Here is a 22,946-nt window from a genome sequence, read left to right as displayed (position 1 = left end):
TTGGCGAAATGTGGATCAACAAACTTGAGCAAACCTATCCAATGGGGGTGCCCTATGACTAAAGTACAGGTGATCACGGATAGTACAGCGGATATTCCGCGTCATTTGGTGGAAGAGCTTAACATTTCCATCGTTCCCCTCAAGGTTCATCTAGAAGGGAAATCATATCTGGACGGCGTTGACATTCAACCGCAGGAGTTTTACGAGAAATTAAAAGCGGCGACAGAATTGGCTACCACCTCTCAGCCTTCTCCCATCGATTTTGTGGAAGAATATCGGGAAGCGGCCAAGGATGGCGATACGGACATCATCTCCATTCATCTCTCCTCCGCTCTCAGTGGAACTTATCAATCAGCGCTGTTGGCCCAGTCGATGGTAGAAGATGAGTTTAAGGTGACGGTGATTGATTCAAAGGAGGCTTCCTACGCCATCGGCATAATGGTGGTAGAAGTGGCCAAAGCGGCTAAAGAAGGAAAGTCGTTGGATGAATGCGTCGCCATCGCCAATGAGATTCGGGAAAATATCCAATTGTATTTCCTAGTGGATACGCTGGAATATTTGCAAAAAGGGGGCCGTATCGGCAAAGCCTCCTCTGTGGTGGGGTCTCTCTTAAACATTAAACCGATCCTCTCCGTCAGTGATGAAGGGGAGGTTACTCCTGTCGATAAAGTGCGAGGCAAAAACAAAGCGACCGCTCGTATTTTCGAAACATTGCAGGAGAAAGCCCCCAACGGTGCCCGCTTGGGCGCGGTGATGTACACCGACAACCAAGAAGAAGGGGAACGCTGGGCGGAGAAGATCAAGAAAACCTTCGGACTGGATGAGGTGGTTTTAACCGGTATCGGAGCGGTGATCGGTACCCATGTAGGCCCTGGTGCCATTGCGGTGGTGCTTGTTCCCAATCGTGATTGATCCGGATATGAATGGAAAAAGGATGGGGGTGTTCGTGTGAAATATCGTTCGGTTTTCGATATCATTGGTCCGGTTATGATCGGCCCCTCCAGTTCACACACAGCTGGTGCGGCACGGATCGGGCGAGCAGCTCGGCTGTTGTTTGGACGGCAGCCGCAACGGGTGGGTATCACGTTGTATGGCTCATTCGCCAAGACCTATCGCGGTCATGGGACGGATATCGCCATCGTCGGCGGTTTGTTGAACTTTGACACGGATGATGAACGGATCGTTCGCTCTCTGGATTTGGCAAAAGAAGCGGGGATGAACGTAACGTTTATCGAGTCGGATGAGCGACGAGAACATCCGAACACCGCTCGCCTTTTCCTGGAGGATGAAAAAGGGTCGCTGGAAGTGACCGGGGTCTCAATCGGAGGCGGAAAGATGGAGATCGTGGAGTTGAACGGTTTTGAACTGAAGCTATCTGGTACCGCTCCAGCATTACTGGTAACTCACCATGACCGCTATGGAGCGATCGCCAAAGTAGCTACCGTGCTGGCGGATCACCGTATCAATGTGGGGTATATGCAGGTTTCTCGCAAAGAGAAAGGATCCGAAGCACTGATGATTATCGAGACGGATCAAACCGTCTCAGACACCGCCGAGCAAGCGATTGCCCAGTTGCCGGAAGTGACAGGTGTCACAGTGATGTAAGCCGCTTTGTGTTTGTAGCGTAACCGTCGAAGACGGCATAGCCGCCTTTTGGCGGCTTTTTTGTGGCGACAGAAGATCGAGAGGGAATATGTTACAATGATGAGGTAAAAGGCTGATAAAGGAGCCATGTATATGGACTTTCGAACAGTGGCGGAATTAGTGGAATTAGCCGAAACGGAAGGGTTATCCATCTCAGAAGTGATGATCCAAAAAGAGATGGAAACGTTTGCGAAATCCCGCGCAGACGTGTTTAGCCAGATGGAAAAAAATCTAGATGTGATGGAGAAAGCTGTTCATAAAGGATTAAAGGGAATTCATTCCCATAGCGGGTTGTCCGGTGGTGATGCCGCAAAAATTCGTCGCCATATGGAAGAGGCACCGGTGTTATTGTCGGGAAAAGCGGTGCTGGATACTGTTTCCCGTGCAACGGCGGTATCGGAAACCAATGCCGCTATGGGAACGGTGGTGGCAACGCCGACGGCGGGCGCATGCGGAATTTTGCCAGGCTGTCTCTTCAGTGCGGCGGAGCGGTTAAATTCTGACCGTGAAACGATGGTGCGGGCGCTGTTTGTCAGTGGCGCGATTGGATACTGTATCGCCAACAACGCCTTTATTTCCGGAGCTGCCGGCGGTTGTCAGGCAGAAGTGGGTTCAGCGACGGCGATGACTGCAGCGGCGATGGTGGAGATGGCAGGGGGAACCCCGTCGATGTCAGCCAATGCGGTGGCGATCGCCCTAAAAAATATGCTGGGCTTGGTGTGCGATCCAGTGGCGGGGTTGGTGGAAGCGCCTTGTGTCAAACGAAACGCCATGGGTGGGGCCATTGCCATGGTGGCGGCTGATATGGCGATGGCCGGTGTGACGAGTGTGATTCCCCCTGATGAGGTGATTGGGGCGATGTATCAAATCGGGCAAAACATGCCCAACAGTTTAAAGGAAACCGCATTGGGAGGGTTGGCGGCAACCCCGACCGGTCGCGCATTGGAGCGCAAGATCTTCGGGCAGCCCAATAACGAATGAATCTGGATGCAACAGCGGTAACTGAAGTTGAGGGAGTCGGGAGCAAACGGGCTAAGGATTTAGCATCACTTGGGATTCATTCCGTCGCCGATCTGTTTGCCTATTTTCCATATCGGTACGAAGATTTTCGCCTCGCCGATTTGACGGAAGCCGCCCATGACGAGAAAATTACGCTTCAGGGGACGCTGTTTGGCACCCCCAGCACACGCTGGTACGGCAAGAAAAAATCCCGTCTTACCTGTCGTATGCAGGTACAAGGGGTGACGGTATCCCTTGTGTGGTTTAACCAGCATTTCCTCAAAAATAAACTGATGCCGGGGCAAACGATCACCGTTCACGGAAAATGGGATGCCCATCGGTTGCAGATGAACGTCGAGCGTGTCTTTTTATCGGCGGAAGAACAGCAACGACAAATCGGGCGGTTGGAACCGGTTTATTCCGTCAACGCTTCAGTCACCGTTTCCTGGTTGCGAAAAACGATTGCGCAAGCGTTTCGTCAGTTTGGAGGGGAGATCCAAGAGTGCTTGCCGCAAGCATTGTTGACGCGTTATAAACTGATGGAACGGGCCCGGGCAATGATGCTGCTTCATTTTCCTAAAGGTTGGGAGGAAGGGCGGCAGGCGCGGCGGCGGATGGTTTATGAAGAACTGTTCCTGTATGAGCTTAAGCTGATGTGGCGGCGACGTCTAGAGAAAACGGAAACGGCAGGGATCGCTCATTCCATTGATCACCAGCGACTAGACGCCTTTATAGCGGATCTCCCCTTTCCTTTGACCGCTGCTCAGCGTCGGGTCGTGGATGAGATTTTAATGGATATGGAGGAGCCCGAGCGGATGATTCGTCTCCTGCAAGGAGATGTGGGATCGGGTAAGACAGTGGTAGCCGCCATCGCTTTATATGCCAACCATTTGGGTGGGTATCAAGGAGCGTTAATGGTACCGACGGAGATTTTGGCGGAGCAGCACCTTCATTCGCTTAAGGGATTGTTAGAGCCGAGAGGATTACGCGTGATCGGGCTGACTGGAGGCATGAAGGCCAAAGAGCGGCGGGAAGCGATGGGACAATTGCAGATGGGCTTGGCTGATGTGGTGGTGGGAACCCATGCACTGATTCAGGAGGCGGTCACTTACCGCAATCTGGGACTGGTGATCACCGATGAACAGCATCGATTTGGTGTGAAGCAGCGGGGGTTATTGCGAGAAAAAGGGCAAAACCCCGATGTCCTCTATATGACGGCGACCCCGATTCCGCGTACGATGGCGATTACCGCTTATGGGGATATGGATGTTTCTACGATTGATGAATTGCCAGCTGGACGCCTACCAGTGGAAACGTATTGGGTAAAGCAGGATGTATGGCCCCGGGTGATCCAATTTATCCAGAAACAGTGTCAAGAGAAGCGTCAAGCGTATGTCATCTGTCCCTTGATCGAAGAATCGGAAAAAGTGGATTTGCAAAACGCGCAATCGGTTTTTGAAGAGATTGCACAGGAGCTTGCTCCGACCCGGGTGGGCCTGCTCCATGGTAAGATGGCTGCGGCGGAAAAAGATGAAGTGATGAGAAGTTATGCCGCCAATGAGGTGCAGGTGCTGGTCTCAACCACGGTGGTGGAAGTGGGGGTAAATGTGCCCAACGCCACCGTGATGGTTGTGTACGATGCCGATCGCTTTGGCTTGGCACAATTGCATCAATTGCGGGGGCGAGTGGGACGCGGGAGTGGAGCTTCCACCTGTATTTTGGTGGCCAATCCTGCTTCGGAGACGGGAGTAGAACGGATGCGGGTGATGACCGAGACTACCGACGGTTTTGAGATCGCCCGTCGCGACTTGGAGCTGAGGGGGCCGGGGGACTTCTTTGGCGTCAGGCAAAGCGGTACACCGGAATTTAAGGTGGCCGACTTGATGGAAGATCAAAAGGTGCTGGAGGTGGCCCGGGCTGATGCTCAGCTTTTGGTAAAATCCGATGTATTGTGGGAAAAAGAAGAATATACCCCACTGCGCCGTTGGCTACAAGCGTTTGAGAATGCGGCCTCAATCGTGGATTGATTTTTTGTACCGGACAAGATTTAAAATGTGGTCACTCACATATAATGGGGTTGTGAATTGAAAAACCCAGGGGCCCCCACTCCCCCGGGTTTCAAACAACTGTGAACCCTGCTGCCTAAAAGTAGGGATTTTTTTTTCGGCTTTTTCTCTTATAGCGCTGTCCATATCGTTGGGACAGCTGCAATAAGGCTTCCACCATTCTTACGACCGCAGAGAACACCAAGATCCATCTCTCCACGTTCGTATCCCCCTTTCTGACGTGCTTATGGACAGTTGCGCCGTTTCCGAGCCAACCGCAGTTCTTGTCCGTTCGCGAACAGGAGGAGGTGTGTTCATCTTTTTCATGTAGGGTGGTTCGTTGGTGCCAGTTGGGCAGTGTCCCATAAAAGTGGGTAGTTGGCCTAATTCTAATGTACCAAATAAGAACAATGCTGTAAATACATAGAAAAGAATAATCTAATAAAATTTTTTGTCATTTTATGAAGGAATCTGTCCATACATGGGAATTTCTATGGCTGGAGTAGAAAAAAATGCCGACTGTTTCATGATCCGCTTGTTAATCACTTCATCGATTTGTATTTTCTTGTTCCTCACCCCATTTAAAACGTTCCCCGGCGGAAATGTTTGCATAAATATAGGAGGAGCCCACATCAAAGAGGTGATCCTGTTATGGGCAACCCAAACCTATACCGTGAACTGGCACAAACGGTTAATCGATCACTCGGACGGCAAGCCATTACAACCACTTTGATTGAACAGACGGTTGCGGAGGCGAAAAAAGTGCGACGACTCCGTGGGACCTGGGGCTTAGTCAAGTTTCTGGAGGGGCGGATGGACCGACTGTTCTCCTCTCATGAAATGGAAAAATTAAAGCTCCATCCCCGGCGACGAGAGTTGTCATACCGTATGTTGGATCACTTGGTAGCAGAAGGGGTGATGTCTCCTACTGAATCGCTAATGTTAAAGCGAATGGTGCCATAAGTCAAATTGGGTTCTTCTTTCTAGGCAAATGACGCAGACGGGTGAAACGACCGGGGCATATGGTGTAATGTACTGCAACCCAGGCAGTTAAGCCCTTTTGAAGGGAGGAAGTACTCCATGAAAAACCGTCCGAACAACCGGCGCAACTCCAGGGAAGAGTTAGATAACCGGTGGGAATGGGTACAGAATAACCCGAATCCCGCCTCTCTCCCTGAGGAGAATGAAGGGAAAAGAAACACGGGTCAACCGAGTCAGACACCACCTGCGGAAGGTCCAGGGATCTTTGGGTTTTTGGGGTGGGGGGAAACACCCCCGCAAAGTCATGAGGGTCAACAAAATCCCCGCAATGCTCCGGCAAGAGAAGGAGACCGCGGTAGAGGGGAAAGTTTGAGTTACGAATATTATCCCGATGCGTGGTTGGATGAGCCGCTGCCGTGGGAGTTACCGCCTGAAGGTGAGCAACGGCGGAGAACACCACCGTGGGAACAAGCAAGACCTAGGGCAGATATTTCCCCCTATCGACGGACAGAACCCCAACAACCCCGGACAGAATTTCAACAACCTCGGACAGAACCCCAGCAACCCCGTCAAGAGACGGAGTGGAATGATCGTCGTGAGGCAGGTAAATCCAACCCGGATCGTGGATGGGAAGACCTTCCATCTTTATACGATGAGTTGGAAACGGTGGAAAGCCCTCGCGCCCGTGTCAAAGGTCGTCGGTCCCGAAGATTGGGAGCGAGAAGACGTCGAAGAAATCGCTAATTGGAAATAGAAGGATCCTGAGGGAATCATACCCTCAGGATCTGTTTTTTAAACAAAAAAAACCCGCAACGCTTGCGGGTCAATGGTGCTCGCCCTGCGGCGAACACTGAATGGGAGAGGAGAAACCGGAGGAAGAGCTTATGGGGAAACGTAAGTCTTCTCCGCAGTGCGACAGCATCTCGCGATGCCGTCATCCCTATCTTTTCCTCTATAGAGAATGTTATACATCTAACGATCGCTTTTTTTAATCATGTGGGATTGAGAAAAACGATCGTGCTAGAAGTTTTGCTTTATTTCCGTGAGTCAAGGCTTTGTGGTAGGATAAAAACGTTCCATTGACGAGTATAGGCTGGGGGATGAAGATGCGGATTATTGCCGGAAAAGGAAAAGGAAAACGGTTAAAAACGGTGTCAGGACTTCAAGTCCGCCCAACGACAGACCGGGTGAAAGAGTCGGTTTTTCAGGTAATCGGCCCCTATTTTGACGGGGGGTGGGCCTTGGATTTGTTTGCCGGCTCCGGTTCATTGGGGGTAGAAGCATTAAGTCGTGGCGTTGATCGAGTTGTATTTATCGATCAAAGCGGAAGTAGTGTGCGGACCATACATGAAAATTTACGCGAGACCGGTTTTGAAAGTCAGGCCGAGGTATATCGTCGAGATGCTCGGGCAGCCTTGCGCAGCTTGAGCAAACGAGAGTTGGTTTTTCAATATATTTTTTTAGATCCACCGTACCGGGAACCGATCTTGGCGGAAGTGTTACAACGAATCGGGGAGTCCGGATTGCTGGAGCCATCCGGAACAGTAGTGGCTGAACATGCCGCTGACACCCCTCTGCTGTCTTCCTATGGCAATCTCAACAACGTTCGCTCCTTGGAATTTGGCGATACGGTGGTTGATTTGTATCGTTTGGGAAATCATGGTGATGGGGAGGTGTAAAAACCGTGAAATTGGCTGTTTACCCTGGTAGTTTCGATCCGATTACCAATGGCCATATCGATATTATCCATAGAGGCGCACGCGTTTTTGATCAGTTAGTGGTAGCCGTTCTCCATAATGCGAAAAAGCAGCCGCTGTTTACGATTGAGGAACGCAAACAGTTGATTCGGACGGTAACCGCCGATTTGAACAATGTGGAAGTGGATAGCTTTGAGGGATTGTTGGCCCGTTATGTACATAAGCGGCAGGCAAATGTGATAATTCGAGGCTTGCGGGCGGTGACGGATTTTGAGTATGAGCTCCAGTTTGCCTCGATGATGCGGCAATTGGATGGAGAGGTTGAGACGTTATTTATGATGACCAACAACCAGTATTCGTTTTTAAGCTCAAGTATCGTCAAGGAAGTGGCGCAATACGGCGGTGATATCAACGGCCTCGTGCCAGTAGTGGTGGAGGATGCCTTAAAAAGGAAGTATGGAACCGGCGAGTAAATAATTTTTGTCTTCCTTTCGGGGTTATTTCGTATTGTTAGCGACCAAGATGGATCAAGGGGCCTGATTTCGCCGCAGAGATTGTACCAGGTGTATCAAAGTAGAGATGGTTAAGAGTATAACGAGAATCAAGGCACCGAGTATGGCGATTAAACGGATCCCATCCCAGGGGGCAAATGTGCTCGCTTGCGGCAATTGCTGCAGAAAAGCGGGAACAACGGTATCGGAAGAGAACCAATAACGATTGATCGGTTCCCACGTGAGAAGCGTTAACCAGCCCGCCAACAATCCGTGCATTAGACGGGCCATGCAGTAAGGGCCATAGCGGATGTCGGTCCGGCTCAACAGACTGGCGACTTGGGCATGAACGGATAAGCCGCTCCATGCGGTAATCGCTCCCACGATGGCAATTTTGTAGGCCATATGGATACTGTTCGGCGCTTCGCTGGCAATCTGGGCACCTAGCGTGATTTCAAAGGTGCCGGAGATAACCGCTGGGGCCATTTGCGCAGGAAGGTGCAACAGGTGCAAGATCCAACCGATGCCCATGGCTAAAAATGTTAAAAATCCGATGGATTCCAGGACGGCGATAATCACGGAAAACATGATGATAAAACCGCCCACCAACATAATGGTGTTCATGGAGGATGTGATGGCGTCCCCCATCAGTTGTCCCAGGGTGCGTCCATCATTGATGCGGGCACGATGCATTTCACGGAAGGCCCGGATGAGAAAAAATGTTTTTTCCGACGGTGCGATCGGTGTGGATTCACCGTTGGGCTCGTGAAATCGCATCAAAATCCCGACTGTCAGGCTTGAGATGTAATGGGCAACAGCGATGGCGATTCCCAACGAGACATCATGAAAAAAGCCGACCGCCACCGCACCAAACATAAATAAGGGATCGGCGGTGTTGGTGAAGGAGACGAGCCTTTCCCCTTCGGTACGGGTGATCAGCTGCTGTTCCCGCAGACGGGTGGTCAGTTTGGCGCCGATCGGATAACCAGAAGCTAATCCCATTGCCATAACAAAACCGCCAGTACCGGGGACCCGAAAGACGGGCCGCATCAGGGGCTCCAACAACACGCCGAGGAAGTGAACCACTCCAAATCCCATCAGAATCTCCGATGCGATAAAAAAGGGAAGTAGAGCAGGGAACACAACATCCCACCATATTTTTAACCCTTTGAGTGATGCTTGAAATGCTTGTTCTGGGTATAAAATGAGTGACAAGACGAGAATCAGCGCAACGGCCCCTAACAAGAGGGAACGGATGCGGGGTTGGAGGGCGGGGTTTGTCGGCCGCATGGAAATCCTCCCGTTCATTCAAATGGTTGATACCATGTTTACGCAGAAATGGACAAATTAGACCCCCTGTCCACCTGATAAACCGGAATTGAGCTGAAAGGGAGGGAAAAGTTTTGGCAAAGCCCAAAGTGGGGTTAGCATTAGGATCCGGTGGTGCGAGGGGATTGGCCCATATCGGGGTGCTCAAAGTTTTGCAACAGGAGAATATCTCTGTTGATTTTGTTGCGGGCAGCAGTATGGGTAGTCTGGTTGGCGTGCTTTTTGCCAACGAATTACCCTTGGATATGGTGGAACAGTTGGCGATCCATCTCCCACGTAATCGTTGGCTCGATCTGACGGTACCCAAACGGGGATTTGTCATAGGGAAAAAAGTAAAAGAATTAATTCGATTGTTGACTCATGGGAAGAACTTGGAGGATTTCCCGATTCCGATCGCCGTGGTGGCGACGGATTTGGTAAAGGGAGAACAGGTGGTTTTCCGCAATGGACCGGCAGATTTAGCAGTAAGGGCCAGTATCTCGATTCCGGGAATATTTGAGCCAGTGGAGTGGAAAGGGCGTACGCTAGTGGATGGAGGGGTGATTGACCGGATTCCGATCCAGGTGCTCAAACAGATGGGTGCCGATGTGATTATTGCCGTCGATGTGGTCCCAGATAGCCCCCAGGTCCGGATTGATACGTATTTTGATGTGATCGCTCAGACATTGAGTGTAATGGAGCGGGAAATTCTAAATCATCGTTCGGTGGCAGCAAATGTATTGATTCACCCTGATTTGGAGGAGATCAGTCCGACGGCATTTACGGATGTGGATGAATGTATTCGGCGGGGGGAAGAGGCGGCGAGAGCGCAGCTTGACTCGATCCGAAATCTGATCGGAGAGTGGGGAGGTGTCCGATAAGTGGTACGGCAAGTGAACAGGGGTTGGCGTTCGTGGTTTAGAGGTGGGATTGCGATGGCGATCGCTTTTGTGATCCTGTTTATGGTACCGGTGCCCTATTATATCGTTCAACCGGGGTCGGCATTGGAAGTGAGGCCGATGGTGCAGATGGAGGACACTTCCAATGTGGAAAAAGGAACCTTTTATATGACGACAGTATCGATGAGAGAAGGAAATGTGATCGGTTATCTGTTGGCACATGTGGATTCCTGGATGGATCTGGTGCCGAAAGAGGATGTGTTGGGGCAAGGGGAGGATCCAGAGCACTATCAATATATGCAGGAAGAGGTGATGCGACAATCTCAGCAAAATGCTGTTTTGGCTGCTTTTCGCCAAGCGGGGCGACCGGCCGAAGAGCGATTGCTGGGGGTGGAGGTGTTTCGTGTGTTGAGTGGAATGCCTGCCGCCGAGGCATTGAAGGAAGGAGATATCATCCAACAAGTGGATGATCACAAGATTGGGCAAGCTGAAGATTTGTTGACTTATCTAAGTGAAAAAAAGCCGGGTGAACAGGTGCAGCTGCTTTTTAATCGTAACGGTGACAAAGAAGAGACCACACTTACACTCGCTTCCCTGGCAGCATCCGGTGGAGAAGATCGTCCTGGCATCGGGATTGAACCGGTCACATTGCGAAAAGTGGAGACTGATCCGAAGGTTTCCATACAAGCGGATAAAATTGGCGGTCCATCTGCCGGTTTAATGTTCTCACTAGAAATTTTGAATCAATTAGGTGATCGTGATTTGACCAATGGACTGCAGGTGGCTGGGACCGGTACCATCTCCCCCGACGGGGATGTGGGTCAGATCGGCGGAATTCAGCATAAAATACTGGCTGCCGAACGGGAACACGCAGATATTTTCTTTGTACCGGCTGATGTAGAGCCGCAGGATTCCAATGAAAAAAAAGCGAAAGCCACCGCTAAAGAGTTGGGAAGCGATATGGCGATTGTCCCCGTTCATACCTTGAATGAAGCGGTTCAATATCTTGATCAGCAGAGAGGAGCACAAAAAACTTCTTGAGTAAAACAGCATTCAACCCCCTGACAGGGAAAGAACGTTGACAGTGCCTCTCTGATGACATATAATTACCCTGTTTGAACAAGGGAGTAGTTGATTATGAGGATGATATTCCGGGAGCTGAATCGGCGCACGGGACCGGTGGAACTAGAGGGTGAAGTAACACTGCAGGGTTTGGAAAAAGAAAACCCCGACCTTCTATCTCTGGATCCGCTTCAGGTGAACATACTGGCATGGAAAGAAAAAGGGTTATACCAAGTCCAAGGGAAGCAGCATACCAGGGTGAAACTGAACTGTTCTCGCTGTCTCACCCCATTTTCGCAACCGTTGGAGATGGAATGGTTCCAGGCTTTCACCGATGATGAACAGCAAATGGAAGCATGGGAGGAAGAAGGGGAGGATGTGCGGCTGGTACAGCCGGACCAACCGACTGATTTGACTCCTTTCATTCGCGAGGCATTGCTGTTGGAGCTTCCGCTGGCACCGGTTTGTCAACCGGATTGTTTGGGATTGTGCTCGGTATGCGGCAGCAACCGCAACCGTGAATCCTGTGATTGCGATCGTGAGCGGGTGGATCCCCGAATGGCAAAATTGCAGGAGTTCTTTAAAAATCAGGACTGACTCCCGTCAGGCATTCTATTCCCGTGACAAGCGGAGGGCGGTCTAAAACCGCAAAACATTGGGGGTAACGCTCCCACCCGTATTTTTCCCGATGTATACTGGCAGGAACGATAATACGGGAAGAGTGATTGATCAAGGGGGTGAGAAAGATGGCAGTACCTTTTCGTCGGACTTCCAAAACCCGCAAGCGCAAGCGTCGTACGCACTTTAAGTTGTCCGTACCGGGTATGGTACGTTGCCCGCAGTGCGGGGAAATGAAGCTTTCCCATCGCGTGTGCAAAGAGTGCGGTTACTACAAAGGAAATGATGTCGTCAACGACTGAGTGGCGATGGGGACAAGGACCACTATGGTCCTTGTTTTTCGTAGGAGGGGGCATTTGTGAAGGAGCAGTTAATAGAACAAAAACTGGATCTTGTAAAAGCTGAAATGGGAGAACTGTCTTATCAGGAATATGAGTTGATAACCACAGGTTGCGAAAAAGAGGTTTTGATTTTGGATAAAAAAATTGTGATCGCTTTCTTCCGCGACGGATTACAGGTTGATGCGTATGGTGTAAGGCAGGAACTCATTCGCAGATTAGGCAAGCGGACAGAAGCAATTTTATTTTTTGGGATGAAAGAACCGGTCGTCTAGGGGTTATCGATTTCGGGGAAGCGGGCATGGAAGACCCTGCCTTGGATTTCATGTATATGTGTTATTATCCGGAAGGATTTCGGTGTGCGGTATTGGAGGCATACGGCGCAAAAGATCGCGATTTGTATGATAGAAGTCAAATGTACGACAAAATTTATGGCTTGTATGATATGATCGAGAATCTTCAAAACAACCCGCGAAAGCCGGACTTTGAGAAAGGGTACATCCGGTTTTTTGAAGAGAGATAATGGGGTCTTGTAAAAAGGCTCTCTTTTTTGTATACTGATTTAGCACTTGGTATTAGCATGTGGTAATAAAAAGGTGGTGAACCTTTCGCTGTGCGCCTGAGCAAACGAGATCGGCAGAAGCAGTTACAAGCGGCCCTGGAACGGGAACCATTTTTGACTGATGAGGAGATGGCTGGCCGGTTCGGGGTTAGTATTCAGACCATCCGCTTAGATCGGATGGAGCTGGGGATTCCGGAATTGAGGGAGCGCATTAAGCATATGGCTGAACGCAATGTACGCTCGCTCCATCCGGAAGAAGTGATCGGGGAAGTGACGGAGCTGCGGCTGGACCAGGGTGGGCAATCGGTTTTAACGATTCTGGAAGAGCATGTTTTTGCCCGCACCCGAATTGCCCGTGGACATCATCTGTTCGCACAGGCCAACTCGCTGGCCGTGGCTGTCGTCGACTCCGAAGTGGTGCTGACGGCGACAGCGAGCATTCGTTTTGTGCGCCCGGTTCACCTGGGTGAGCAATGTATCGCCAAAGCGGTGGTGGTAAAGGAAACTCCTCATCGCACCCAGGTGGACGTACAGACGCGAGTGGGCGATGAAACGGTGTTTCAAGGGGTATTTGATGTTTACCGCTCGAAGGAGGACCAATATGCGCATCGCTTTTGACGCCATGGGAGGGGATTTCGCCCCTGAAGCGATGGTGGACGGAACCCTGCGGGCTGCCCGGGAATGGCCGGATACGCAGTTTGTTTTATTGGGTGTAGAAGACGAAGTAAAGCCCCATCTTGCCGGAGAATTGCCGACTAATGTGCAATTGATGGCGGTTACCCAACATATTGAGACGGATGAAGAACCGGTAAAGGCTATTCGGCGGAAAAAGGATTCCTCCATTGTCAGAGGGTGCCGTATGGTGAAAGAAGGGGAAGCGGACGTCTTTATCAGCGCCGGCAATACGGGGGCGTTGATGGCGGCGGGGCTGCTGGTGACCGGACGACTGCCGGGGATTGAACGTCCGGCCCTGGCACCGATTTTTCCCACCCTCACTCAGAAGGGGATGCTGGTTTTAGATGTAGGGGCCAACCCGGAAGCCCGACCGGAGCACCTGGAGCAGTATGCTCTGATGGGTAGCTTGTACGCTGAAGCGGTACTCGGCTTTGAGCGACCAAGGGTGGGATTGTTAAACATCGGAGCTGAAGGCGGGAAGGGAACTACCTTTACCAAAGAGGTATACCAACGCATTTCGGCGCTACCTCTCAACTTTATCGGCAATGTGGAAGCACGGAATGTGTTAAATGGGGATTGTGATGTACTGGTGTGCGACGGGTTTAGTGGAAACATCTTGTTAAAAAACACCGAAGGGGTGGCCAAAGCCATCTTTGATCGCTTAAAGAAAGAGTTTACACGAAATGCGATCACCAAACTGGCCGCTGCAATCCTGAAGCCCGGGTTGAAGCGCTTTGCTACTGAGATGGATTATAAGGAGCACGGTGGTGCCCCGCTGTTGGGGTTGCAGGGACCAGTTGTAAAAGCCCACGGTTCTTCCGATGCCCGCGCTGTATTTAATGCCGTCAGACAGGCACGGCTATATGTGGAACAACAGGTGATCACCCGCATCAGCGATGAACTAAATCGATTGGAAGGGGATGAGCACCGATGAAATCGGTGGGCATCATCGGTACCGGGGCGTGTTTGCCCGAAAAGGTTTTAACCAATGCGGACTTGGAAAAATTGGTGGATACCAGTGATGAGTGGATTGTATCCCGGACTGGGATTCGGGAGAGACGCATCGCCGATGAGAACCAGGCGTCTTCCGATCTAGCGGTGGAAGCGGCCCGGCGTGCGCTGGATTCAGCAGGATTGGCACCCTCTGACCTGGATCTGATCATTGTGGCTACGGTAACGCCGGATATGTCATTTCCGGCTACGGCCTGCTTAGTTCAGGATCAGCTGGGAGCGGATCGTGCCGCCACTTTCGATTTGTCCGCCGCCTGTACCGGATTTTTATATGGGGTGGCGACGGCGACACAGTTTATCCAAACAGGCCTGTATCAACATGCGCTCGTGATCGGGGTGGACTGCCTTTCTAAGATTATGGACTTTACCGATCGCAACACCTGTGTTCTGTTTGGGGATGGGGCTGGTGCGGCTGTATTGGGGGCCGTTGACGAGGGAAGCGGATTTCTCTCCTTTGAATTGGGTGGAGACGGTTCCGGTGGTCATCTGCTGAAGCAACCGGCGGGTGGTTCTCGCATTCCCGCTTCCCGTGAATCTGTGGATGAGCGGCTTCATTTTGTCTCGATGAATGGGCGTGAAGTGTTTAAATTCGCCGTTCGCGTATTGGGTTCATCGGCGGAAAAAGCCTTGGAAAAGGCGGGTCTAACCAAAGATGACGTCGATTTTCTCATTCCGCACCAAGCCAATCTGCGCATTATCGATACCGCTGTTCAGCGGTTGGGTCTATCCCACGATAAAGTGGTGGTTAATCTGGATCGATACGGCAATATGTCTTCCGCCTCGATTCCGGTAGCCTTGGATGAAGCGGTCCGTACTGGACGTATCCAACAGGGAGATACACTGGTTTTAGTCGGCTTCGGTGGAGGAATGACCTGGGGATCGTCGGTATTGAAATGGACGATGCCAACAGTAAAATCGGTCTGAAAAACTCCTGCGGAGGGTTATGTATGGGGAAAATTGCTTTTCTTTTTCCGGGACAAGGCTCCCAAGCCGTCGGAATGGGAAAAGAGACGTATGAAGCAGATGCACTAGCACGTGAGCGGTTTGAAAAAGCAGATGAGAGATTGGGGTTCTCCCTGTCTAACCTCATCTTTACAGGGCCGGAGGAAGAGTTACGCTTAACGGCCAATGCGCAACCGGCGATTCTGACTACCAGTGCTGCCTTACTGTCATTGCTGGAACGAGAGTGGGCGGGAAAGCCCGATTTTGTCGCTGGTCACTCTTTGGGGGAATACACCGCTTTGGTAGCGGCAGGTGTGCTTTCCTTTGAAGATGCGGTTCTAGCTGTACGACAACGCGGCCTCTTGATGGAAGAGGCGGTTCCGGCGGGACAGGGCGGCATGGCGGCTGTCATCGGCCTGGAGCGGGAAGTGGTGGACGAAATCTGTCGCAAGCTCCGCGATCGGGGACAAGTGGTGGAGCCGGCAAATTACAACTGCCCCGGTCAATTGGTGATCTCCGGTGAAAAGGAAGCAGTGTTGCAAGCATCGGCAGAAGCGGAAACGCAGGGGGCCCGACGGGTGATTCAGCTGGCGGTGAGCGGACCCTTTCATTCCCGCCTGATGAAACCGGCAGCGGAGAAAATGGAGAAAGTGTTGGCTGAGCTTCCCTTGCATGAAGGAAGAGTACCGGTAGTAGCCAATGTGTCCGCACAAGCGGAGACGGATGTAGAGGCGATCCGCCATCGTTTGGTGGAACAGATTTATTCTCCAGTACTGTGGGAGGATAGTATTCGCTGGATGATGGAACAAGGGGTGGATACTTTTGTGGAAATCGGCCCCGGCAACGTTCTCTCCGGCTTGGTTCGCAAAGTAAACCGCCGGGTGACGATGTTGTCCATCCACAGTGAGGAATCCTTGCAGCAAGCATTGGCAAAGATGGATTAAAAAGAGGTGGAATCATGTTAAGCGGCAAAATCGCGATGGTGACGGGAGGATCCAGAGGAATCGGCCGAGCGGTCGCGGTCGATCTGGCTAAAGCGGGTGCTGATGTTGCGGTGCTGTTTGCTGGCAACTTTGATGCTGCCGAGGAAACGGCTTCCCGTATTCGGGAAACGGGGCAGCGGGCGGAAATTATCCAATGTGATGTAGCGGACGCCGCGCAGGTAAATGAAGCCGTTAAGCAGGTGGTGGAAAGCTTTGGCCGGATTGATATTCTGGTGAATAATGCCGGGATCACCCGGGACAATCTGATGCTGCGCATCAAGGAAGAGGATTGGGATCAGGTGATCAACACCAACCTAAAAGGGGTCTTCCTCTGTACCAAAGCGGTGACTCGGCCGATGATGAAGCAGCGATTTGGCCGTATTATCAATATCAGTTCGGTGGTGGGGTTAGTCGGAAATCCGGGACAAGCCAACTATACGGCGGCAAAAGCGGGTGTGATCGGTTTAACGAAAACAGCCGCCAAGGAATTGGCCAGTCGCGGGATTACGGTAAATGCGATTGCTCCCGGTTTTATTGAAACGGATATGACCACCAAGCTGGGTGATGACGTGCAAAAAGAGCTGTTGGATCAGATTCCATTGTCCCGTTTTGGTAAAGCGGAAGATATCGCCCATGCCGTCACTTTTTTAGCCTCTGATCGGGCTTCCTATATCACCGGTCAGACATTGAAGGTGGATGGTGGTATGGTTACATCATAAGGATGTAGCAAGTTGGTTGCAGAAAAACTTTCCATTCTCGATTTTTGGTACTACATTTCGTATAATACGAAAGGGAGGTGAAGGTAATGGCAGATACGCTGGAACGAGTACAAAAAATCGTCGTGGATCATCTCGGGGTTGACGCTGCACAGGTAACTCCTGAAGCAGCGATCAAAGACGACCTGGGAGCGGACTCCCTGGATGTGATGGATTTGATCCTTGAATTAGAAGATGAATTCTCCTTGGAAATTGCCGATGAAGAAGCGGAGAAAATCAACACGGTGGGGGATATTGTTACTTACATCGACTCCCGTGGATAACAGGAAATAAAGTCCCGTCCCTCAAACGGGACTTTCTCCCTTCTCAATTGTTTTCCTCCCATTTTGTTTTGGAAAAGGCGGTGACTCAATTGGCGAAACGGGTCGTGATCACCGGTCTGGGGGTCATTTCACCGATCGGCAATGATATACCGACATTTTGGAAGAACTTGATCAATGGAAAATCGGGTGTTGGCCCCATTACCCAATTTGATAGTGAAGCATTTTCCACCCGGATTGCGGCGGAAGTGAAGGATTTTGATCCTTTGGACCATTTTGATCGCAAAGAAGTACGGCGCATGGATCGTTTCGTCCAATTTGCCGTGGTGGCTTCCAAGCAAGCGTTGGACAATGCCGATTTGGATATCGAAGGAATGGATGCGGACCGGATCGGAGTGTATGTCGGATCCGGAATTGGCGGGTTGAAGACCTGGGAAGAACAGCATCGGAATCTGTTGGAGCGCGGACCGAAAAAGGTGAGCCCCTTCTTTATTCCGATGATGATCGCCAATATGGCCGCTGGACAAGTCTCGATCGCAACCGGTGCCAAAGGTCCCAACAGTGCGGCGATTTCCGCCTGTGCCACGGGTACCCACTCCATCGGTGATGCGGCGAAAATCATCCAGCGCGGCGATGCGGATGTGATGATCGCCGGTGGGGCTGAAGCGACGATTACACCGATGGCTTTCGCTGGTTTTTGTTCCGCTAAAGCGATGTCCACCCGCAACGACGAACCGGAAAAGGCGAGTCGTCCTTTTGCTAAGGACCGGGATGGGTTTGTCATGGGTGAAGGATCCGGAATTGTAATCCTGGAGAGCGAGGAACATGCTCGGGCACGCGGGGCCAACATCATTGCGGAAGTAGCTGGTTATGGTATGAGCGGCGACGCTTTTCACCTCACTTCACCTGCTCCGGAAGGGGAAGGAGCCGCCCGCTCGATGAAACGCGCGTTGGCGGATGCCGGTTTACAACCGCAAGCGATTGGGTATATCAATGCTCATGGAACGTCTACTGAGTTTAATGACAAATTTGAAACGATGGCGATTAAAACCGTTTTCGGTGAACATGCTGAGCAATTAGCGATTAGCTCCACCAAATCGATGACAGGTCACTTGTTGGGAGCATCCGGCGGTGTAGAGGCAATAGCAACCGCACTAGCCTTAAAAGAGGGCATCTTGCCGCCGACGATCAACCAGGATAATCCGGATCCGGAGTGCGATCTGGATTATGTACCCAATGAAGCACGACGAGTATCGGTAAAAGCGGCTCTCTCCAATTCCTTTGGCTTCGGCGGACATAACGCCACCATTGTTTTAAAAGCTTTTAACGAAGTGGAATAAGCAGGTGATGCGTGCATGAACCTGGCTGAGCTGGGACAGTCCACGGGCTTGGTCCTCCAGGACCACACCCTTTTTCAACAAGCTTTTACCCATACCTCATATGCCCATGAAAAAAAGGGTAGCGGAATACCTCTGGATAACGAACGGTTGGAATTTCTGGGGGACGCCGTGTTGGAACTGACGGTCTCCGAACACCTCTACCAGCGGTATCCCAGGATGAAAGAAGGCGATCTGACCCGTATGCGTGCCCGAGTGGTATGTGAACCGTCTCTGGCCATGTTTGCCCGTCAACTCGGGTTTGGAGAGCACATCCGTTTGGGCCGCGGAGAGGAGATGACCGGGGGGCGAAATCGCCCTTCCCTCTTGGCTGATGTGTTTGAAGCATTTATCGGAGCACTCTATCTGGAAAAAGGATTGGATGCGGTCCGAGAGTTTCTGCAAGCGAAGATTTTCCCACAGATTGGCGAATCGTGGCTGGCTCAAGCCACCGACGCCAAGAGCCAGCTGCAGGAAGCGGTCCAGCAGGAACGTCTCGGCACATTGGAGTATCAGATCGTCGATGTGCAGGGACCGGCTCATGATCGGCAGTTTAAAGCAGAGGTGTGGCTGCTGGGGCAAAAATTGGGCAGCGGCGTCGGCCGCTCCAAAAAGGAAGCAGAACAACGGGCAGCAACCGAAGGACTGGAGCGATTCCGACAACAGGAATAGGCTGTACAAACCACCGGGTACATGGGCATAACCGGTGGTTTTTCATTTTTATCAAGAGGAATGTACCTAATGGAAGCAAAGATAAAAAGTTAAGTGAAAGTGAACTCATGTTGTTTCAGGCTTCCTCTGCTGATGTTGCTCATTTATTTGGCCATATTTTGTGATTGATAACGAAGGAGGGAGAGATATGCAGGTGGAAGTGGGAATGTTGATATTTCAGCTGATCATGGTTGCAATCGCTGGACTATTTCCATTGATATTGGCGTTGGTCCTATGTTGGTTGATGTGGCGATTGGTAAAAACACAGGAGTCTCAGGCTCGCACACTAGCCCGGATCGCTGAAGGTGGCCTTTCTGGTATACGCAATGGGGAAGTGGTACTTTGCACCAGTTGAAGCCTGAGGATAAAAGAGAGGAAAAGGGAGACTGACATACTAGTACACGATCATTACCTTTTATCGGTTACCAGCAAAAAAGGAGTGTTACCCATGGCACAGATCCAATACGAAGATTTTAGTAAAGTGAAGATTCACGTCGGCACAATCACAAACGTTGAATCCTTTCCAGAGGCGCGGAAACCGGCGTATAAACTATGGATCGATTTTGGCGAGGGGATGGGGGTAAAACAGAGCAGTGCTCAGATTACGAATTTATATGATCAAGAAGAATTACTGGGACGCCAAGTGCTGGCGGTAACCAATTTTCCGCCGAAGCGAATCGCTGGCTTTCGATCAGAGGTGTTGGTGCTAGGAGTCGATACGGAAAATGGGGAAGTGGCCTTAATCCAACCGGACCGGGAAGTGCCGCGGGGAAGACGGTTGTATTAGATACATTCTGTAATGGAGGAGTGAAGGTGACATTTAATTATAAATCACTCATTAACTTCCTAAGTCAAGCAAAAAGAAATACATACGCATCTTAGGGTGATGAAGCATCAGTACTGAGGGATGCTTTTATGGCGGTTTATGGCGGTCGGAAATTGTATGAATTGTGGTGCAATGAAGGAATTATTCGATAAAGATTGAGAGAGTGGGGAATGATGGTTTCCATACAAACATTAGCACAAAAACTGGATCAATTGTTCCGATTAGATATCATGGCTCTCGATTCCGCTTTTAGCCGTTTTATTCCAATGGTGTACGACTCGGTAGGAATCGACTGGAAAAGCCGGTTTGAGCCGGATTTCACCCGTCGTTTCAACGGTTTGATGATGCGGGGAGCAGAGGAAGTGGGGCGGGTATTTTTGGCGGTGTTTCCCTCGGATGATGTGCTGGACCGGTTTGTGGCGGAGGCGGAAGCGGGAGATCTTTTGTTTATGCACCATCCCCTGCTGATGGAGTGCGGCGATCCACGCGGTCGCTGGGGACGGGGGTTTGTGCCGATCGCGGAAGAGCGGCTAAATGCCGTCGCGAAAAAGCAGCTTTCCGTCTACACCTGCCATGTCCCGATGGATTTGGGCCAAAGGATCGGCACCAATGCTGCGATTGCCGCTACTTTAGGCGTAAAGCCAGACGCTTTTTTCTTCCGGCAAGCGGAGGGGGAGATGGGCTGGATCGGCAATATCGACCAAACGGATACCGATCATCTGATCCGGCGGTTAGAGAAGATTTTTGCTATTCCCTATGTGGATTTTGAAGGGAAGAAGCGGGAATCAATCAAGCGTATCGCCATTGTCGCCGGATGTGGTGACCGGGTAGAGGCGATGCGGGAGGCGGAGGGCTTGGGAGCGGATGCGTATATCACCGGGGAAGTCCACTGCCATATCGATAACAATTACGGTCGCCACCGCTATCGGGAGATGATGGCGTATGTGCCCCTTACCGCGATGTCTCTAATCGGAGTATCCCATGCCGCTTCTGAGTACCATGTGATGAAAACACAGATGGCAGAATGGTTTCAGCATATCGGTGTCCCCTACACATTGCTCCCGCAACGGCGTTGGTGGTTGTGAAATGGTCACAGCATGATAAGAGTCGAACAAGGCAGATGTACGAAAAAGACGGAAAAAGGGTCTCATAGCACATCAGAGCCATCCCTAGCGACGGGATGGCTTTATTTTACATGCTTCAACCGGGAACATTTTCGTATTTTTCCAATTCTCTCTTTGTACGTACAAAAGCGATCAAATGTTGGATCTCCGCAAGCGATAGCGGGTTCCCATCGACGGTCAGGTTTCCGTTTTGGAGATTCGTCAGTTCGATGGGGTTCGTTTCTTTAGAATGAAAAGTCGGATCATCGACACGGCCCATCAGATAATCGAGGGAGGTTCCAAACAAATCCGCCATCGCTGTTAATGCTTCCAGTGAGGGTCGGCGGTATCCGGATTCATATCCTGCATAGGTGCTTTTGGGAATGCCGAGTCGATCGGCCGTATCTTGTATTGACCATTTTCTCTGTTTTCTCAATTCCATTAATCGATCCAGAAACATCTTCTGGCCCCCCAACCAATCGTACGCGAATTGAATACATTTTAGTTGATTTGTGTGGAGTTATGATTATAATTAAGTTTATAGTACGCGTTTTGCGTACGGATTTATCTTATCGAAAAGTGAACATGTTGACAATAGGGTGCTACATTTGTATTCGAGGTGTAACCGATGAAACGATTACTCTTATTGACAACGGGTGGAACGATCGCTTCCATCGAGGGAAAAGACGGGCTCGCTCCTGGAATGACGGCCGCAGATTTATTCAATTATTTGCCGCATACCCGAGATTATCACATGGAATACCAAACATTGATGAACATAGACAGCACCAATATGCAGCCGGAGCTATGGGTACAGATTGCGGAAACCATCGCCAATAATTACGACCATTATGACGGCTTTGTGGTTACTCATGGAACCGATACCATGGCGTATACTTCGGCGGCGCTTTCCTATATGCTGCAAAACGGAACCAAGCCCATCGTGATTACCGGTTCGCAAGTGCCCATTCATTATGATAAGACCGATGCCAAAAAGAATATCGCCGATGCTGCGCGCCTCGCTTGTGAAGCGATTGCTGGAGTCTATGTGGTGTTTGACGGTAGGGTGATCCAGGGAACTCGAGCGGTTAAAATGCGAACCAAAAGTTATGACGCCTTTGAAAGTATTAATCATCCTTATGTGGCTTTTATCGATCGAGGGGAAGTCCGTTACCATCAAGGCGTACCTTCCATGGAGAAGGGGGAGTTAAAGCTTGATACCTCTCTCTGTCCCGATGTTTTCCTATTGAAGCTGTATCCGGGAATGAAGCCGGAACTCCTTGACCGCATCAAGGGTTTGTATCAAAGTGTCATCATCGAAAGTTACGGCAACGGAGGCATTCCATTTGAGAAAAGGGATTTACTTTCTAAAATCAAGGAATTGATCGATTCCGGAATGGTAGTGGCCATTACCACCCAATGCTTAGAAGAGGGAGAAGATCTGTTTTTGTATGAAGTGGGGCGAAAAGTGGCCCAAAACCTGATCATTCTTTCCCGGGATATGAATACAGAAGCGATGGTGGCCAAGTTGATGTGGACATTGGGGAAAACGAAGGATCTTCAAGAAGTGAAACGAATCATGGAAACACCGATTGCTCATGATCTTTCGTTGGAACATCAAAAGGAGAGCGGATGAGAA

29 protein-coding genes are annotated in these 22,946 nt (G+C 50.7%); 26 read left to right on the top strand and 3 right to left on the bottom strand.

From position 1 onward, the window contains the following. The first annotated feature begins 54 nt into the window (after positions 1-54). The 4 genes from C8J48_RS08365 to recG all read left to right on the top strand — a co-directional run bounded on the left by C8J48_RS08365 (position 55) and on the right by recG (position 4,670). Positions 55-912 (top strand): DegV family protein, encoded by an 858-nt coding sequence (locus C8J48_RS08365; RefSeq protein ID WP_107725842.1) that lies wholly within the window; start codon positions 55-57, stop codon positions 910-912. A 36-nt stretch (positions 913-948) separates the two neighbouring features. Continuing rightward, a complete protein-coding gene (sdaAB, locus tag C8J48_RS08360) occupies positions 949-1,605 on the top strand; it encodes an L-serine ammonia-lyase, iron-sulfur-dependent subunit beta (protein ID WP_107725841.1) in 657 nt (218 codons plus the stop codon). Positions 1,606-1,737: 132 nt separating this feature from the next. Further along, the gene (sdaAA, locus tag C8J48_RS08355) at positions 1,738-2,625 is read left to right on the top strand and encodes an L-serine ammonia-lyase, iron-sulfur-dependent, subunit alpha (RefSeq protein WP_107725840.1); all 888 of its coding nucleotides are present in this window, start codon (positions 1,738-1,740) and stop codon (positions 2,623-2,625) included. Further along, a complete protein-coding gene (recG, locus tag C8J48_RS08350; RefSeq protein ID WP_107725839.1) occupies positions 2,622-4,670 on the top strand; it encodes an ATP-dependent DNA helicase RecG in 2,049 nt (682 codons plus the stop codon). Before sdaAA ends, recG begins: the two co-directional genes overlap by 4 nt. 115 nt (positions 4,671-4,785) lie before the next feature. Here recG and C8J48_RS19190 read toward each other — a convergent pair whose 3' ends face one another. Continuing rightward, entirely contained in the window at positions 4,786-4,908 is a 123-nt protein-coding gene (locus C8J48_RS19190; RefSeq protein WP_281261195.1) for a hypothetical protein, read from the bottom strand. A 431-nt stretch (positions 4,909-5,339) separates the two neighbouring features. Here C8J48_RS19190 and C8J48_RS08345 point away from each other — a divergent pair, with 431 nt between their 5' ends. The 4 genes from C8J48_RS08345 (at position 5,340) to coaD (ending at position 7,839) form a co-directional block, all read left to right on the top strand. Then, a complete protein-coding gene (locus C8J48_RS08345) occupies positions 5,340-5,651 on the top strand; it encodes a hypothetical protein (RefSeq protein WP_107725838.1) in 312 nt (103 codons plus the stop codon). Positions 5,652-5,768: 117 nt separating this feature from the next. After that, positions 5,769-6,413: a hypothetical protein gene (locus tag C8J48_RS08340; protein ID WP_107725837.1), complete on the top strand. Its 645-nt coding sequence runs from the start codon at positions 5,769-5,771 to the stop codon at positions 6,411-6,413. Positions 6,414-6,775: 362 nt separating this feature from the next. Further along, positions 6,776-7,348 (top strand): 16S rRNA (guanine(966)-N(2))-methyltransferase RsmD, encoded by a 573-nt coding sequence (rsmD, locus tag C8J48_RS08335; protein WP_107725836.1) that lies wholly within the window; start codon positions 6,776-6,778, stop codon positions 7,346-7,348. Positions 7,349-7,353: 5 nt separating this feature from the next. Next, on the top strand, positions 7,354-7,839 hold the full coding sequence (gene coaD, locus C8J48_RS08330) for a pantetheine-phosphate adenylyltransferase (protein ID WP_107725835.1): 486 nt from the start codon (positions 7,354-7,356) through the stop codon (positions 7,837-7,839). Between the two features lie 54 nt (positions 7,840-7,893). On the opposite strand, the gene ylbJ is transcribed toward coaD, so the two are convergent. Further along, positions 7,894-9,147, bottom strand: coding sequence for a sporulation integral membrane protein YlbJ (gene ylbJ, locus C8J48_RS08325; protein WP_107725834.1), 1,254 nt, complete (start codon positions 9,145-9,147; stop codon positions 7,894-7,896). A gap of 113 nt (positions 9,148-9,260) precedes the next feature. Here ylbJ and C8J48_RS08320 point away from each other — a divergent pair, with 113 nt between their 5' ends. The 17 genes from C8J48_RS08320 (at position 9,261) to C8J48_RS08240 (ending at position 21,289) form a co-directional block, all read left to right on the top strand. After that, the gene (locus C8J48_RS08320; RefSeq protein WP_107725833.1) at positions 9,261-10,046 is read left to right on the top strand and encodes a patatin-like phospholipase family protein; all 786 of its coding nucleotides are present in this window, start codon (positions 9,261-9,263) and stop codon (positions 10,044-10,046) included. After that, positions 10,047-11,105, top strand: a complete 1,059-nt coding sequence (locus C8J48_RS08315) for a SepM family pheromone-processing serine protease (RefSeq protein WP_342748230.1) — start codon at positions 10,047-10,049, stop codon at positions 11,103-11,105. A gap of 96 nt (positions 11,106-11,201) precedes the next feature. Then, positions 11,202-11,723 carry a YceD family protein gene (locus C8J48_RS08310; protein WP_107725831.1) on the top strand — a complete coding sequence of 174 codons (522 nt, stop codon included), beginning with the start codon at positions 11,202-11,204 and terminating at the stop codon, positions 11,721-11,723. A 149-nt stretch (positions 11,724-11,872) separates the two neighbouring features. Beyond that, positions 11,873-12,046: a 50S ribosomal protein L32 gene (gene rpmF, locus C8J48_RS08305; RefSeq protein WP_107725830.1), complete on the top strand. Its 174-nt coding sequence runs from the start codon at positions 11,873-11,875 to the stop codon at positions 12,044-12,046. Between the two features lie 56 nt (positions 12,047-12,102). Then, the gene (locus C8J48_RS08300; RefSeq protein ID WP_107725829.1) at positions 12,103-12,357 is read left to right on the top strand and encodes a hypothetical protein; all 255 of its coding nucleotides are present in this window, start codon (positions 12,103-12,105) and stop codon (positions 12,355-12,357) included. 26 nt (positions 12,358-12,383) lie between these two features. Next, positions 12,384-12,605, top strand: a complete 222-nt coding sequence (locus tag C8J48_RS19360; RefSeq protein ID WP_425430451.1) for a hypothetical protein — start codon at positions 12,384-12,386, stop codon at positions 12,603-12,605. Positions 12,606-12,701: 96 nt separating this feature from the next. Next, positions 12,702-13,262 (top strand): transcription factor FapR, encoded by a 561-nt coding sequence (gene fapR / locus C8J48_RS08290; RefSeq protein ID WP_245891195.1) that lies wholly within the window; start codon positions 12,702-12,704, stop codon positions 13,260-13,262. Continuing rightward, on the top strand, positions 13,246-14,253 hold the full coding sequence (gene plsX / locus C8J48_RS08285) for a phosphate acyltransferase PlsX (RefSeq protein ID WP_107725826.1): 1,008 nt from the start codon (positions 13,246-13,248) through the stop codon (positions 14,251-14,253). The genes fapR and plsX overlap by 17 nt, the downstream gene beginning before the upstream one ends. After that, entirely contained in the window at positions 14,250-15,254 is a 1,005-nt protein-coding gene (locus tag C8J48_RS08280; RefSeq protein WP_107725825.1) for a beta-ketoacyl-ACP synthase III, read from the top strand. The genes plsX and C8J48_RS08280 overlap by 4 nt, the downstream gene beginning before the upstream one ends. A gap of 23 nt (positions 15,255-15,277) precedes the next feature. Then, positions 15,278-16,216: an ACP S-malonyltransferase gene (gene fabD / locus C8J48_RS08275; protein ID WP_107725824.1), complete on the top strand. Its 939-nt coding sequence runs from the start codon at positions 15,278-15,280 to the stop codon at positions 16,214-16,216. 14 nt (positions 16,217-16,230) lie between these two features. Beyond that, positions 16,231-16,974: a 3-oxoacyl-[acyl-carrier-protein] reductase gene (fabG, locus tag C8J48_RS08270; RefSeq protein ID WP_107725823.1), complete on the top strand. Its 744-nt coding sequence runs from the start codon at positions 16,231-16,233 to the stop codon at positions 16,972-16,974. 86 nt (positions 16,975-17,060) lie between these two features. Then, positions 17,061-17,294, top strand: a complete 234-nt coding sequence (locus C8J48_RS08265; protein WP_107725822.1) for an acyl carrier protein — start codon at positions 17,061-17,063, stop codon at positions 17,292-17,294. 89 nt (positions 17,295-17,383) lie between these two features. After that, positions 17,384-18,631, top strand: coding sequence for a beta-ketoacyl-ACP synthase II (fabF, locus tag C8J48_RS08260; protein WP_107725821.1), 1,248 nt, complete (start codon positions 17,384-17,386; stop codon positions 18,629-18,631). 15 nt (positions 18,632-18,646) lie between these two features. Then, positions 18,647-19,339: a ribonuclease III gene (gene rnc / locus C8J48_RS08255; RefSeq protein ID WP_107725820.1), complete on the top strand. Its 693-nt coding sequence runs from the start codon at positions 18,647-18,649 to the stop codon at positions 19,337-19,339. Between the two features lie 187 nt (positions 19,340-19,526). Continuing rightward, positions 19,527-19,733: a DUF8066 domain-containing protein gene (locus tag C8J48_RS08250; protein ID WP_107725819.1), complete on the top strand. Its 207-nt coding sequence runs from the start codon at positions 19,527-19,529 to the stop codon at positions 19,731-19,733. 93 nt (positions 19,734-19,826) lie between these two features. Beyond that, complete coding sequence (locus C8J48_RS08245; RefSeq protein ID WP_107725818.1) at positions 19,827-20,165, top strand: tRNA-binding protein; 339 nt, start codon at positions 19,827-19,829, stop codon at positions 20,163-20,165. 212 nt (positions 20,166-20,377) lie between these two features. Further along, a complete protein-coding gene (locus C8J48_RS08240; RefSeq protein WP_107727653.1) occupies positions 20,378-21,289 on the top strand; it encodes a Nif3-like dinuclear metal center hexameric protein in 912 nt (303 codons plus the stop codon). Between the two features lie 115 nt (positions 21,290-21,404). Here C8J48_RS08240 and C8J48_RS08235 read toward each other — a convergent pair whose 3' ends face one another. Beyond that, on the bottom strand, positions 21,405-21,767 hold the full coding sequence (locus tag C8J48_RS08235) for a helix-turn-helix domain-containing protein (RefSeq protein ID WP_107725817.1): 363 nt from the start codon (positions 21,765-21,767) through the stop codon (positions 21,405-21,407). A gap of 168 nt (positions 21,768-21,935) precedes the next feature. On the opposite strand from C8J48_RS08235, the gene C8J48_RS08230 reads away from it, so the two are divergent. Further along, positions 21,936-22,943 carry an asparaginase gene (locus C8J48_RS08230; protein WP_107725816.1) on the top strand — a complete coding sequence of 336 codons (1,008 nt, stop codon included), beginning with the start codon at positions 21,936-21,938 and terminating at the stop codon, positions 22,941-22,943. Positions 22,944-22,946 lie beyond the last annotated feature (3 nt).

The sequence above is a fragment of the Desmospora activa DSM 45169 genome, from assembly GCF_003046315.1.
Lineage (GTDB): Bacteria > Bacillota > Bacilli > Thermoactinomycetales > DSM-45169 > Desmospora > Desmospora activa.
Note: the sequence above shows the minus strand (reverse complement) of the source record. Positions and strands in the feature narration are given on the sequence as shown.

Bases quoted from the DNA above. Each gene is read 5' to 3' on its own strand.
- C8J48_RS08365 (WP_107725842.1), top strand. From the start codon at position 55: ATGACTAAAGTACAGGTGATCACGGATAGTACAGCGGATATTCCGCGT.
- rsmD (WP_107725836.1), top strand. From the start codon at position 6,776: ATGCGGATTATTGCCGGAAAAGGAAAAGGAAAACGGTTAAAAACGGTG.
- C8J48_RS08340 (WP_107725837.1), top strand. From the start codon at position 5,769: ATGAAAAACCGTCCGAACAACCGGCGCAACTCCAGGGAAGAGTTAGAT.
- C8J48_RS08240 (WP_107727653.1), top strand. From the start codon at position 20,378: ATGGTTTCCATACAAACATTAGCACAAAAACTGGATCAATTGTTCCGA.
- C8J48_RS08345 (WP_107725838.1), top strand. From the start codon at position 5,340: ATGGGCAACCCAAACCTATACCGTGAACTGGCACAAACGGTTAATCGA.
- C8J48_RS08310 (WP_107725831.1), top strand. From the start codon at position 11,202: ATGAGGATGATATTCCGGGAGCTGAATCGGCGCACGGGACCGGTGGAA.
- rpmF (WP_107725830.1), top strand. From the start codon at position 11,873: ATGGCAGTACCTTTTCGTCGGACTTCCAAAACCCGCAAGCGCAAGCGT.
- sdaAA (WP_107725840.1), top strand. From the start codon at position 1,738: ATGGACTTTCGAACAGTGGCGGAATTAGTGGAATTAGCCGAAACGGAA.
- C8J48_RS08280 (WP_107725825.1), top strand. From the start codon at position 14,250: ATGAAATCGGTGGGCATCATCGGTACCGGGGCGTGTTTGCCCGAAAAG.
- plsX (WP_107725826.1), top strand. From the start codon at position 13,246: ATGCGCATCGCTTTTGACGCCATGGGAGGGGATTTCGCCCCTGAAGCG.
- fabD (WP_107725824.1), top strand. From the start codon at position 15,278: ATGGGGAAAATTGCTTTTCTTTTTCCGGGACAAGGCTCCCAAGCCGTC.
- fabG (WP_107725823.1), top strand. From the start codon at position 16,231: ATGTTAAGCGGCAAAATCGCGATGGTGACGGGAGGATCCAGAGGAATC.
- C8J48_RS08250 (WP_107725819.1), top strand. From the start codon at position 19,527: ATGCAGGTGGAAGTGGGAATGTTGATATTTCAGCTGATCATGGTTGCA.
- recG (WP_107725839.1), top strand. From the start codon at position 2,622: ATGAATCTGGATGCAACAGCGGTAACTGAAGTTGAGGGAGTCGGGAGC.
- rnc (WP_107725820.1), top strand. From the start codon at position 18,647: ATGAACCTGGCTGAGCTGGGACAGTCCACGGGCTTGGTCCTCCAGGAC.
- C8J48_RS08230 (WP_107725816.1), top strand. From the start codon at position 21,936: ATGAAACGATTACTCTTATTGACAACGGGTGGAACGATCGCTTCCATC.
- C8J48_RS08265 (WP_107725822.1), top strand. From the start codon at position 17,061: ATGGCAGATACGCTGGAACGAGTACAAAAAATCGTCGTGGATCATCTC.
- ylbJ (WP_107725834.1), bottom strand. From the start codon at position 9,147: ATGCGGCCGACAAACCCCGCCCTCCAACCCCGCATCCGTTCCCTCTTG.
- C8J48_RS19360 (WP_425430451.1), top strand. From the start codon at position 12,384: ATGGAAGACCCTGCCTTGGATTTCATGTATATGTGTTATTATCCGGAA.
- C8J48_RS08235 (WP_107725817.1), bottom strand. From the start codon at position 21,767: ATGTTTCTGGATCGATTAATGGAATTGAGAAAACAGAGAAAATGGTCA.
- C8J48_RS08245 (WP_107725818.1), top strand. From the start codon at position 19,827: ATGGCACAGATCCAATACGAAGATTTTAGTAAAGTGAAGATTCACGTC.